The organism is Flammeovirga sp. SJP92 (assembly GCF_001583495.1).
Lineage (GTDB): Bacteria > Bacteroidota > Bacteroidia > Cytophagales > Flammeovirgaceae > Flammeovirga.
The window spans coordinates 1-14,588 of record NZ_LQAQ01000032.1; the positions used below are offsets into that span (position 1 = coordinate 1).

5 protein-coding genes are annotated in these 14,588 nt (G+C 33.7%); 3 read left to right on the forward strand and 2 right to left on the reverse strand.

Going from position 1 to position 14,588, the window contains the following annotated elements; translation table 11 throughout:
* A partial coding sequence (locus AVL50_RS07555) for a T9SS type A sorting domain-containing protein (RefSeq protein ID WP_062615879.1) occupies positions 1-2,212 on the forward strand: 2,212 nt, incomplete at its 5' end.
* Between the two features lie 435 nt (positions 2,213-2,647).
* Here the strand turns inward: AVL50_RS07555 and AVL50_RS07560 are convergent.
* Together AVL50_RS07560 and AVL50_RS07565 are read right to left on the reverse strand one after the other, a co-directional pair.
* Positions 2,648-4,378, reverse strand: coding sequence for an ABC transporter ATP-binding protein/permease (locus AVL50_RS07560; RefSeq protein WP_062615880.1), 1,731 nt, complete (start codon positions 4,376-4,378; stop codon positions 2,648-2,650).
* Positions 4,379-4,583: 205 nt separating this feature from the next.
* On the reverse strand, positions 4,584-6,098 hold the full coding sequence (locus AVL50_RS07565; RefSeq protein ID WP_253764262.1) for an alpha-L-fucosidase: 1,515 nt from the start codon (positions 6,096-6,098) through the stop codon (positions 4,584-4,586).
* A gap of 679 nt (positions 6,099-6,777) precedes the next feature.
* Between AVL50_RS07565 and AVL50_RS07570 the strand changes: the two genes are divergently transcribed.
* Together AVL50_RS07570 and AVL50_RS07575 are read left to right on the forward strand one after the other, a co-directional pair.
* A complete protein-coding gene (locus AVL50_RS07570; RefSeq protein ID WP_172826787.1) occupies positions 6,778-10,983 on the forward strand; it encodes a two-component regulator propeller domain-containing protein in 4,206 nt (1,401 codons plus the stop codon).
* A 490-nt stretch (positions 10,984-11,473) separates the two neighbouring features.
* Positions 11,474-14,575: a TonB-dependent receptor gene (locus AVL50_RS07575; RefSeq protein WP_062615883.1), complete on the forward strand. Its 3,102-nt coding sequence runs from the start codon at positions 11,474-11,476 to the stop codon at positions 14,573-14,575.
* Positions 14,576-14,588 lie beyond the last annotated feature (13 nt).

The following is a 14,588-nucleotide window of genomic DNA, read 5'->3' on the forward strand; positions in this document are numbered from 1 at the left end:
CAATTTTACACTGGTTGATGCAACTCAATTCATTGCAGATTCATTGGCACTTCTATCCCTTAAAATTGCCAATCCACAAATTAATGTTAATTGGAGTACACAACTTCCTATATCTGAATGGGAACATATTACACATTCTGGCTCACCTGCCGATCCAGTGTCAGCTTTAAATCTTGTAAATATAGACTTAAATACAATTCCAATCGATTTTAGTAATGATAGAGCATTATTAGCGATAGATTCATTTGATATTTCTTCCAATCATTTCACCTTTTATGATTTATATAATGCTGAAGCTATTATCAATCAATCTAAGGAGTTTACCAACTATCAGAATCAAAGTACAGTGGGAGAAGAAATGTCATTTAGATATACAGGAAATGTTATTCGACTTTCTATTGACCCCTCTATTCAAGATGATCGTAATGACTACCAATGGTATAAAGATGGTATTCTCATTAATAGTGCGGTAGATTCTTTTTATATTACTTCTGAAGTAGGATCTTATGTTTGCAAAATCACAAATACTGATTTTAATGCATTAACATTATCCTCTGCTCCTTCCTTCATTTTTGATCAAGATGCTTTTGAGCAAGATTCAATAATTGTTAGCACAATAGCTTCCTTAAACACTAGTAATACTTTGGGTTGGGACTTCAATACTCCTATCTCTACTTGGAATGGTGTCACTATTAGAGCAGGTCGTGTTCAGAACTTAAGTTTAAAAAATAAGAGATTAGATGTACTACCTGATAACATTGGAGATTTAACTGAAATAGATTCATTAAGAATCGGTAATAATGATTTTAGTAGTTTACCAGTCAGTATAAGTCTATTCCCACACCTTAAACTCTTAGATATAAGTGATAATGCTTTCACAACTTTACAAGATGAGATCTATGAGCTTACAACTCTTGAAGTATTAGAAATTAATGGTAATGAATTAAATTATTTAGATCCTAAAATAAGTAATCTACAAAACACCAATAGTATTTCAATTGAAAACAATCACCTTTCATTTGATGACATTGATAGGTTACCCACAAACGCAATTCTTTCCTACACTCCTCAAGGAATAATTGGTGAAGAACAAAATATTGCTACTTCAGGTTATATCAAAATACAGATTGACCCTTCTATTGATGCTACTCCCGAAGTTGAGCCTTTCAATACTTATCAATGGTATTTTGAAGGTATATTACTACTTGGTGCAAATCAAAGGTATTATGATGTAGTCAGTGAATACGGTGAATACTTCTGTACGATCACCAATTCCAACTACCCTAATTTAACTTTGAAGGTTGCGAGCATATTTGTAGAACCAGGTATGATCAATACATCAGATTCACTAGTACTTGTAAATATTAAAGAATTAAACCCATCGCATACTTTAGATTGGTCAATTGATCAACCTGTAAGGTTATGGGAAGGTATAAAAGTGGACGGTGCTTCGGCAAGAATCACGGACATTGACATCTGGAATAAAAATATTGATATCCTTCCGACATCATTTGCTACCCTAGATTCATTAAAAAGCGTGAATATTAGTGCGAATAATATTTTTGAGTTACCCGATGACATTGGAGATCTTGAACCTAGTTTAACCTATTTCAATGCTTCTCAGAATCATCTCACTTTTGCTGAATTAGATAAAGTAAGGATAAGTAACTCAAACCAAAGAATCCATTTTGTATATGGTAATCAAAAGTTAGTAGGTGAAGCAGGTCTGACAATCACTTTAGAAAATGGTGTAAATTACCTTAAAGTTCCAAAGCAAGACCAAACTGAAAATGATGCTTACCAATGGTATTACAATGGAAGCCCCTTAGAAGGGGAAACTACTGATTCTTTAAGAGTAAATAACATCGGAGAATATAACTATACCATTACCAATTCTCATTATAAAGATATTGTTCTCACTTCCTTCCCTATTCTTGTAGATGGTGTAACGGGAATTAAAAATCTTATTACCAGTAAAATATCTGTTTACCCTAACCCAACGGATAGTGATATTCATATTCAAACTTCTGAGGATATAAGAATTTTAGAAGTGAGTATTTTTGATGTTACAGGTAAAGAATTTAAGGTAGCAAGTAGAGCGAACTCAATGTATAAATGGACTATTGATATGCAAGATATTCCTAGTGGAATGTATTTGGTAAAAGTGAATACGAATAAGGGAATTACAGCTATCAAAGTATCGAAGAGGTGATATTTTTATCACCCACATCATTAGCTTATGAATTAAAATATAGGCTAATGATATTTTTTAGAAGAGACATAGCAATTCCAAATGTTTCATAGACTGGTAATTGAAATTATGGCCTTTTGGGAAGATATCTCGTTTATCAGCTTTTGATTAAAATATTGACCCATTCGTTTTTAATGTATCAGGGCTTGTAAATCTTTTATTTAAAGCGTTTAAAGTTTATAATGAGAGTCATAAAGTGAATAGCTTACAAAAAGACCATGATTTCGAGTCATGAGTTATGGTATTTTACCCTCTTTCATTATTAAGAATGATAAAAATGGTTCTTGCATTGATTCAGTGGACGGTTGCAATGTAACATCCTTACAAGGGCCATCATCATAAAAACCACTTTAGGGACCACATCTCGATACATTTTCTTCATTCTTAACTCTAAACTCAAATAACTTCTTCTTCTTTTTTGATTTCTATTATTCTATCACAATCCTCTAAAGTACTTATTCTGTGAGCAATGATGATAATAGTAAGGCTGGATTCTGATAGTTTATGAATGGATTCGGTAATTTCTTTTTCCGTTTGGGTATCAAGCGCTGATGTTGCTTCATCAAAGAAAAGAATTTCTGCATCAAAATAGAGAGCTCTTGCGATACCTACTCTTTGACGTTGCCCTCCTGATAATTTTGTTCCGTTCTCACCTATTCTAGTGTGTACTCCATTTTCTAATTCTTGGCTTACTTCGTAAAGGGATGCTTTTTTTAGTACTTCTTCTAGTTTTGGATAATCTATATTTTCTTCTTTAACACCGAAAGCTACATTTTCTGCTAATGATCCATCAATAATATAGACGGATTGTTGTACGTAACCCACTTTATGGTAGAAAGAATCTACGTATTCATCTCCAAAGACTTGATCATCGATAAGATATTGTCCTTTTGTGACTTTTAGGAAACCTAATAAAATATTCATAATTGTGGTTTTCCCTGATCCTGATGCTCCAATTAAACCAATCGTTTCACCTTTTTTAATAAGTAAAGAAAAATCCTTTACAATACTTTTTTCATTTGCATCAGGATATTGAAATTCTATATTTTTCAACTCTAATGAATGTTCGAAAGTTAGTTCTTTCTGAATAGGTTTCATATAATGTGTTTCTGACTTTAGACCATCTAATACTCCAAAAGTCCATTTATTCTGATTTAGAGCATTCAAAAAGGTCATCATACGATTTATTGATGGCATTACTCTAAAACCTGCAATAGCAAAAACACCTAATAATTGTAATAATTCAATTCTAGACTCTAAATAATAAACACCATAAATATTCATTACCAAAATTGCTAACATTAAAGCACTCTCAATCACTCGTGTTGGAGCAAGGTTATAGATATTTATTTTAATATTTGAATCGACAAGTTCATCTACATCATTATTCATTCGAGTTCTAAAAAGGTTTTCAGACCCAGAAATAACAACATCTACATAACCAAAAATACTTTGAAAAATATTTTTATTTAATCTTGGACCTATTATCTTTCTAGTTTCTCCAATCTCAAGAGATTTATTGCGAACGTATTTATATAAAATAATGAAAGATGGGATAACAATTAGTGCTAATAATATGAGTATTTTGAAATCGTAAATTGCAATACTCAGCACAATAGATATTAATACAATTATTTCATTTAATATATTTAACACACCCAAAACTTGCAGATTGGCAAAAGATTGAGTTGCAGCTTGTACATTACGATGTAGGACATTTGAATTTTCCTCCTTAAAAAACAAAAAACCCTTTCTATAATAAATCTGATGTAGTCTCTTAGCAAAATCACTATACAACCCCATTGCAAATTCACTTTGTAATTTTACAATAATCATCCCCGCTATATTTTTTACTACTACAACAAGAAACAAAACTACTGTCAGTAAAATGATAAACTGCTTATCATCCGTCAAACCAAATAAATTGTAGATCCAGTTAGCCCATGCATATTTATTTACTACATCATCCTCTAATAAAACGGCAAAAACGGGGAGCATGGCACTTAAACCTATTAATTCTAGTCCTGAATTAATGAATAAGAGTATGCTGACACCTATGGCTTTTACTTTTTGATCTTTGGGTAATACAGAACGAATAAATTGTATGGTCTGAAAAATGATATTCATAATAAAAAATGTTCTTCAAGTTATTATTCTTGTTGAAAATATATAAGATTTAAGTTTGAATACTGTTTAGCGACACAAATATAGAAGAATTGAATGAAGAGGAAGAATTCTGTAGAATAAAAAGTGAATTTCTAATCATTCTTCCTACAAAAAGAAAAAGCTGTCCCTCAAAGAAGAACAGCTTTTTGTTGTGATCTTAAAATATCTATTTTAAAGCAATTTGACTATTGTCCTCGAATTGGATCTCAAATACGAATGCATGTTCGCAAGGTTTTTGAGATGGTAACATTATTTCTAATGCTTCCTCATCTTGGTTAAAGTCAAGTGCACCATCATTTCCTAATAATTTGATTTTCTTAATTCCTGAACTTACATATTCAGAATTTTTGTTTAATACTGGAATTTTTACTTTTCCATTTGAAGCCCAAGCCATAGAGATAGCATATAACTTTCCATCGTTAGTTGTGAAACGGAAATCATCTGCTGTTAAATCCTCATTCTTACCTTCAGTATGGTGACCTGTGGCTACTTTTGTTGGACCATCACCATAAATCTTCCATGGTCTTGATCCATAAATTGCTTTACCATTTACTGATAACCATTGTCCGATTTCTAATAAAATTGCTTTTTGGTCTTCTGGAATAGTACCATCTGCTTTTGGCCCTACATTCAATAACAGACAACCATTTTTACTTACAATATCTACTAAGTCATCAATCAAAGTATTGGCATCTTTCGAAATCCAGTTCTTTACATAACCCCAAGAATTTTTACCAATTGAAGTATCTGTTTGCCATACTTTTGGATTGATATCTGACATTTTACCTCTTTCAATATCCAATACGTGTGTTCCCTCTGGGAAAGTCACCATCTTGAAGTTTTTAGTTTGAAGTACTACGTCTTTTTTCCATTCGATTCCTTTATTATAATAGTAAGCTGCTAACTTAGGATGGTAAGGCATGAACTCTTCACGGTCAATATAGAAGTCAAACCATAAGATATCTGGCTGATAGCTGTCAATGATATCTTTTGTTCTATCCCACCAGTGTGATAAAAATTCTTGATCTGCAGGAGCATAGTGATCATGCGGACGGCTGTATAAGTCACTGTATTGAGGATCCATCGTATCAAATCCTTCTTTATAGGTGAAGTAGTTCCAGTTGAACGCGTAATGCGACGATGCTCCTATTTTAATGTCTCGGTTTCTAGCTTCTTTTGTTAATTCTCCTAAGATATCTTTCTTTGGCCCCATATCTACCGAATTCCAACGAGTATGCTTTGACTTATACATTGCAAAACCATCGTGGTGTTCAGCTACGGGAACTATATATTTTGCTCCTGACTTTTGGAATAAATCAACCCATTCTTTAGCATTAAAATGTTCTCCTTTAAACATTGGGATGAAGTCTTTATAGCCAAATTTATCAAGTGTACCGAAGTTTTTGACATGATACTGATTCATGTCTGTGGCTCCGATTTTTTTTGCTTCCCCTTTAGGAGACCACTCCACACTGTCCATGTACATTAATCTAGGATACCATTCTGATCCATATTCTGGAACGGAATAAGCTCCCCAGTGGATAAAGATTCCCAACTTTGCATCTTGAAACCAATCTGGCACTTCATATTGCTGTAGGGATTCCCAATTGGGCTCGAATACCTCTTTGTTTGCTGTTGCATTTTCCTTTTGCACAGAACATGCACCTAGGAAAGCAGCCATAATTAAAATAACAACATTTCTCATACTATCTTTTTTTCTTTAAACGTAATCTTATAACAGTAAAGGATCAACTATCGATATTCATAAATCAACTTTTAGACAAATGTTAATTTCATCACACATATGTTTATTAATTTGAGTGGAATAAAAAAATGAAAATTTATATAATTCTCGATTTTAATTGTCCAACTGTTGGTTAAGCTTTCAATATCATTTCAGATGGTTATCGAACTGATATTTATATTCTTCCAAAACCGTTTGTTTTGTTAGGATAATGTTCGCTTTATCAATGATTCAAATTTAGGATTGATTTATAAGACAACTTGGAAATTATCATTTCAAATAGAGGGGCTATAATTTGAGAATATCTATAATTCTACCTTTTTTAATGATAATTATATCAAACAAACAAATTAACACCCCACATTTTAGGCAAGATTTTAGAGGGTATTTTTTATAAGAAGATAATTTTTAAATTTCACACACTATTTTACCTCATTTTCAAACAAAACATTGCTCACATTGTTAAAATGAGGTTTTGAAGAGAATTTTTTAATCGTATACAGGGTGTATATTAATTCTTTCTCCTTGGGAGATTGATACCAAAGGGGGATTTATGTACTTTGTATAAGTATTTTTTGGACTTGAGAAGATTTACATGATTTATTATTACTTTGAAATGAATTTACTATCAACTACCGCAAAATATTTACGATTTCTAAAGTATGTTTTGCCTTTTCTATGCACACTATTAGCTGTCTTTAATCCATCATATGCATTTGATGTAACTCCTGTGTTTGCACATTATACCACAAAACAAGGACTGCCTCAAAATGATGTCAATTGCATTTTTCAAGATAAGAAGGGATTGATTTGGATTGGTACAAATGATGGCCTAAGTCGCTTTGATGGTTATGAATTTATAACCTATAGAATGGATACGCACAATCTCCCTTCTAACCTTATTGCATCGGTGATTCAAGATGATCATGGCAGTCTATGGATAGGCACTGCTGATGCTGGAATTTTTCGTTATAACACGACCACTGAAAAGTTTACTTTCTTTGGTAACACTAAGAAAAGTCCAAAACTGTTTACAGACAATAGTGTTACATCTATGGTCAAAGATCATGATGGTAATATTTGGTTTGGTAATACTAAGGGACTTAATAAAATTGAAAGTAAATACACTACTCTAGATAAGATCAAAGTAGATAAGTATTTCCACAATCCTCACAACCACGAGAGTATTCTTGATAATTACATTACAAGGTTATTTGTGGACCAAAAAGGAAATTTATGGGTAGGTAGTAAAAAGGGAATTCAATTATTAATCAACCCAAAAGAAAAAAGTGAATTCAGTATCTTCAAGAAATTCCATAAAGGTACATATGATAACAGTGTGCTGTCTGTGACTGAAGGTAAAAACTGTCTTCTAGTGGCTTACTTTGATGGTATTTATCAATTAAAAGTAAAAGGTATTGGCGATAGCGAAGGTGAATTCAAAAAAATAACTGACCTAAAAGCCGAACATATCCGCAATGATGAAGAGGGAATTATCTGGGCAGGTGCTGTAGATGGCTTATATCGCTTGAAATGGGATGCTATTGGAGAAAAGTTGAATGTTATTGACCATTTTAATAGTGATAATAATGAACACTTCGGTGCAAATATCATTACTTCAATTTATGAAGATCAACTTGGAGTAATCTGGATTGGTACCAACGGAAGCGGCATTAACAAGTTTAATCCAAGAAGAAAAAAATTCAGACATATTAAAAAGGGTGACAAGCCAACTGACTTAAATTATAGCAAACTTAGAGGAACTTATGAAGACAAAAAAGGTCGACTTTGGATTGGCACTGAAGGTGGCGGTGTCAATATTCTCGAAGACGGTGCTTTTAAAGTTTTAAACCTTGCTCCTACAAAGAAATCACAAAATGTGGTTTATGCAATTGAGGAGTTTCAAGACCTAATGATATTCGGTATTGGCTATCCATACAAAACATTAGCAATCAAAACTGAAAAAGCCACAGAACTTGAAAAAAGGTTATCAGAATGTGTTATTCACCCTAATAATCATCATAATGCCACTTTTGATGTACAAAATGATGGTGACTCTCTTCTTTGGCTTGCTACCTATGGAGGTGGTTTGATTAAAGGTGTTTATAAAGACAATAAATTTCAATGGTCTTACCCTCAAATATTAGACAAAGACGATGAGATTATTGACGTTATCCGCAGTATAATGATGGATAAACACGGAAACTTATGGTTAGGAACAAGTCAAGGTTTGGTTTATTTATCTAAGGAAGAAAAAATAAAAAAAGAACCTGAATTTAAGGTATTCCAAAATAAAGCAGATCATCCAAACAGTTTAAGTTATAATTATATTTTGCCTGTTTTTCAAGCTTCAAATGGTGAAATTTGGATTGGTACTTTAGGTGGCGGATTAAATGTCTTCACTCCTTCTGATGGTAAAATCAAGGATATTCAATTTGAAAGAGTGACAGACGCTGAAGGTTTACCAAGCAATGTGATCAAATCGATATTAGAAGATAATTATGGAAACCTTTGGGTAGCTACAAACAAAGGTCTGAGTAAAATCAACCTAGAAAATAGAACCATTAAGAATTTAGATATTTCTGATGGACTACAAGATGATGAATTCGGTGAGTTATCTGCTGTTAAATTAAGAAGTGGAGAATTGCTCTTCGGTGGTGTCAATGGCCTTAATATTTTCAAGCCTCATGAAATCATTGACGACAATACTATTGCTGATTTGATTTTCACGGAATTGAAAATTTTAAATAAGAAAATCAATACTTATGACAAGTTTGAGGGGCATGAAATTCTTTCTTCATCTTTACAAAGCACTGAAAGTATTGAATTACAATACAGCCATAATAGTTTCTCTGTAAAATTCGCCTCTTTACATTACGGTGCTTCAGAAAACAATCACTATAAATATAAATTGGAAGGTTTTGATAAAGATTGGGTGGTAGCAGACGTGGAACAAAGAGAGGCAAAATACACTAACCTTTCTCCTGGCGATTATACACTTTATGTGAAAGCTTCAAATGGTGATAACATTTGGAACCCTACTCCTATTGCTCTTAAAATTGAGGTATTGCCTCCTTTCTGGTGGAGCTGGTGGGCTAAAGTCACTTATATTGCCTTATTTATGGCAATGGTATTCTTCTTCTCTCGCTATACAATCATCACAGCAAGAAAGAAGAGTCAGTTAGAAATGGAGAAGTTTGAACGTGAAAAACTTGAAGATTTGAGTCAATTGAAACTTCAATTCTTTACTAATATCTCTCATGAGTTACGCACTCCTTTGACACTGATTCATACACCTATTGAACAATTGATCAAAAAAGGTGGACAGCTTTCTTCTAGCGATCGAGAGAAAAGCTATCAGATGATATTTAAAAATGTGCAACACTTAATGCGTTTAGTAAATCAGTTACTTGATTTTAGAAAAGTGGAACAAGGGCAAATGAAACTTCAGTTGTCAAAAGGAAACTGGTCTACTTTCTTGGAGCAAGTACATCACTCTTTCAAAGAGTTTGCTGAACACCAAAATATCAGCTTCACTTATGAGGTGACTTCTAGCAACATCCATGGTTATATGGACACTGATAAGCTAGAGAAAATCCTGTATAACTTACTTTCAAATGCCTTTAAGTTTACTTATGATGGCGAAATCAATTTGTCGCTTACGCAAGATGAGAATAAAGTAAAAATCAAACTTCAAGATACAGGTATTGGTATTTCTGAAGAAAAACTTGATTATCTTTTCAATCGTTTTTATCAGGTTAGCAATTTGAAAAAAGCCAAAAACAGAGGTACAGGCATTGGTTTGGCCTTTACAAAAAGTTTGGTCGACTTACACCATGGTAGTATTAGAGTAGAAAGTGAGCTGAATAAAGGCACTTCATTCTTTTTAGAATTCCCATTACATAAAGAAGATTACGCTGGCGAAGAATTTGATGAAATCATCAACGAACCTGTAATCAATGAAACTCTTCTGATTGAACATCAACAACAGGAAGAAGATGAGTTGGAAGTTTCGACCAAAGCAAAAGTCTTGGTAGTAGATGATAATTATTCTATCCGAGAACTGTTAAAAGGTATTTTAGAAGAAGATTACGACGTTTATCTTGCAGAAGATGGGCAAAAAGGATTACAAACGGCTAAAGAAATTATGCCCAACCTTGTGGTCTCAGATATTATGATGCCAGTAATGGATGGATATGAATTGGCGAAAAGTATTCGTGATGATGATCAACTTTGTCATTTACCAATCATCCTTTTAACCGCAAAAAACTCTGAAAAAAGTAAACTGAAGGGATATGAATACGGTGTTGATGCCTATGTTACTAAGCCGTTCAATTCTGATGTTTTACTTGCCAGAATGCATTCATTAATTGAAAATAGAAAAAATCAACAGAAAAAATTCCGTACAAAAGTGGATGTGAAACCAAGTGAAATCACTTACACTTCAATTGACGAGAAATTCTTGAAAAAATTAGTCAACATTGTAGAGGAAAATATTTCTGATTCTGAATTTACTGTTGATATGCTTGCCTCTGAATATGGTGCGACTCCTATACGCCTTAACCAAAAACTAAAAGCACTTACTGGGCAAACAGCAAAAGGATTTATACGAAATATTCGCTTAAAGAGAGCAGCCCAAATGTTAAAGCTTGGTCGATACAGTGTCAGTGATGTTACATATGAAGTTGGTTTTAATGATTTGAAATATTTCAGAAATTGCTTTAAGAAAGAATTTGGTATACCTCCGTCAGCTTATTTAAAGGAAAACTCTACTGAAGGGGAAGCTTCAGACATTTTAGAAGATATAGTAGAAGGACAATAGTCTATTCTAAGTGAGTGATGAAAGAGTAATTACACATGCTCAATACTAATCAAAAAGAGCATCTATTTAACTCATAAACTTAAATGTTAGGTTCTGAAAAGCAGAATTGATACAATCTTTCATCACTCACTCTTTATAATTGATAAGTAAATGTGAATTTTGTACATATCGTATATTTTAAATATTTATGAAAATGATTTTTTTAACTTTTATATTAAATTTTATGGTTCAAAACACTACTAAAAAATTCTAAGGTCTCAAAAAAAATTGGCTAGTCCATTTCTCTTTAATATCTCATTGTCAAAACTTTTTATTGTATAGGGGGTGTATTTTTTGAAAAACGTCTAATACGCATATACGGAAGGTTTACAATATTTTTTCCCCCCGATTTTACAATGGTTTTTTTAACACTTATGAAAAATTAACAATCTAGTTTTGAACTGTCAATGATAAATGAATTGAATTTTTAAAATCTTAGTATGTAGAGATTATGAATTGTTATTTTACAAAAGCAAATCTATTCAAATACTTAAGCGGAACGATTCTGCTAGTATTGTTCTCTTCTATTCAGCTGTTTGCACAAGATATAATTGTGAAGGGCACATTAGTAGACGAAGAGAAAGCTCCACTTATTGGAGCCTATGTGATGGTAAAAGGTACTTCAATTGGTACGGTAACTGATTTCACGGGTAAGTTTGAATTAAAAGTGCCGGGCAAAGAGAGTGTCCTTGAAATTTCTTCTATCGGTTACATGACTCAGTTATTAAATGTTGGGGATAGAACTCAGTTTGATATCGTGATGTTATACGATACTGAAGCATTAGAAGAAGTTGTGGTAATTGGTTATGGTGAGCAATCAAAACGTGAAGTAACAGGTTCAATTGCTCAAGTTAAATCAGAAGATCTTGATAAGTTAGCCACTTCTGACATTGGTACGGCCCTACAAGGTCAAATGGCCGGTGTATCAGTAAGAGCGGCATCGGGTGCTCCTGGTTCTAATTCAACAATTACAATTCGTGGTGTTTCCTCATTCCAAGAAGGTGGTTCTGAGCCTCTTTACGTTGTGGATGGTGTAACATATACTTCAAACCCTAATATTTCTCCACAAGAAATTGAGTCACTTGAAGTATTAAAAGATGGTGCTTCTGCCGCTATCTATGGTTCTAGAGCCTCTGCAGGTGTAATCTTGATTACAACAAAAAGAGGTAAGTCTGGACAAATGAAAGTGAATTATGATGGATACTATGGTGTTCAGAAAATTACTTCTGGTGTAAACTTAGCGGGTACAAACGACCACCTTTACATCAACAGATTATCGAACATGTTCAAAGAATCTGGTAAGTTTAATCCATTGGACCAAAACAAAAGAGGTCTGTATTATAACACAGACTGGATGGATCAGCTTCAAAATGATATGGCTCCAATGCAAAACCACAGTTTGAGAATCTCAGGTGGTTCAGATAACCTTACTTACAACATCACTGGTACTTTATTTGACCAAGAAGGTGTATTGATTGGATCTGATTATACTCGTCAAACAGTAAGAGCGAATACTACTTACAAAAAAGGAAAATTACAGTTCCAAGTTAACATGGGTCTTAATAACAGTAATGCAAACAAAGAGCCATGGGGATTACAATATGATGCCATCAAGCAGTCTCCTTTCCTACAAGGGATTGATCCAGGTGATACAGATGTAGTCGTACCGGGTGCTAACCCAGAAAATATGGGACGTTTCGTTGGTAAGTTGAATCAAGTCAACCAAGAAGACATCTACGGTTACAATGGTAATGCTCGTATCAACTATGAAGTATTCAGAGGATTCAAATTAAATGCAAACATTGGTGGTTCGATTTCTCATACCAACCAAAAGTTATTTGAGCCTTCATACAGCGTATTTGACGAAAAAGGAGAATACTTATTGAATGCTTCGAATCCAATAGCGCAGCTTAGATATACAGACTTCAAATACCAACGTACAATCCAAGAATATACTGCAACTTATAACAGAAAATTCGGTAAGCACAAAGTTGGTTTTGTAGGAGGTATTACTTTTGAAACATCAAAAGGTAACAGACACTTCATCCAGGCAAGAGACTTCCCTAGCAATGATACTCAATCAATTGGTGCTGCCAATGAGATTATTGCTGCAGACGAAAGATACTCTGAGAACAAGAATATCGGTATGTTAGCCCGTGTTCAGTATGCGTATGACAACAGATACTTATTCAGTGCTTCGGTAAGACGTGATGGTTCATCAAGATTCCATGAAGACAATAGATGGGGAGTGTTCCCTTCAGTATCTGCAGGTTGGAATATTTCAGAAGAGAAATTCTGGCAACCTATCAAACCTGTTGTTTCTAACTTAAAAATTAGATACGGTTATGGTGAAACAGGTAGTGATAAAGCAGGTCAAGGTTTAAATAACTTAATGGCTGACCTTCCTTACCAATCTATTGTAACTCCTCAAGTAGACTACGTTTTAGGACGTGAAGGTTCTGATGCTTTAAAATTCGGTTCTATTGCACCAACATTCGTAGACAGATCAATCAGATGGGAAACTAACATTTCACAAAACATTGGTCTTGATGCTGAATTCTTAGAAGGTCGTATTACATTCTCAGCTGATGTTTATAAAAACGATAAGCGTGATATGTTATTGGCTGTTCAAATTCCTCCATCAACTGGTGCAACATCAAATAACAACTACGATAGAGTATGGCAAAATGTAGGTAACTTATCTAACGAAGGTCTTGAAATTGCTTTAGGTTATAACGACCACTTTGGTGATGTGAAGTTCTCAGTAAATGGTACATTCACTAAAAACGTAAATAAAGTAATCTCACTTGCTCCAACAGTTGAATCAATCTCTGGTGGTGAGCCAATCATTGGTAGAAACAGTGAGCCTACAACATTCTTAAAGCCAGGTTATACGGCAGGTTCTTTCTTCTTGATCCCTACAGAAGGAACAATCAAAACTGCTGAAGAATTAGCGGCTTATCAAAAACTAGTTCCATCTGCACAATTAGGTGACTTAAAATATGTTGATGTAAATGGTGATGGTGAAATTGGTCAAGACGACAGAGTTTACCAAGGTAGTGGTACTCCTGACTGGGAAGCAGGTCTTAGCTTAAATGTTGCTTACAAAGGCTTTGATTTAGGAGTTCAATTATTCGGTTCATACGGTGCTAAAGTTTACAATGGTTCAAGAGCTTATTCTTACTTAACAAAGAGAAATGGTGAATTAGTAAATGCTTGGTCTCCATTTAACCCTACTTCTGAGATTCCAATGCCAAGAGATGAGATTGAACACTTCAACACTCGTACATTCTCTGATTACTTCTTAGAAGACGGTAGTTACTTAAGAATTCAAAACATTGCTTTAGGCTATACTTTACCTAAGTCTGTTTTACATAGATTGAAAATGAGCAACTTGAGATTCTATGTTAGTGCTCAGAATCCATTTACTTTCACGAATTACAAAGGTTTCGATCCTGAGGTGGGTTCACAAAGTATCTTCTTCAGAGGTGTTGATAGAGGTAACTATCCTATTTCAGCAGTTTACAGAGGCGGTTTATCTCTTGAATTCTAAACTTACTTACAAT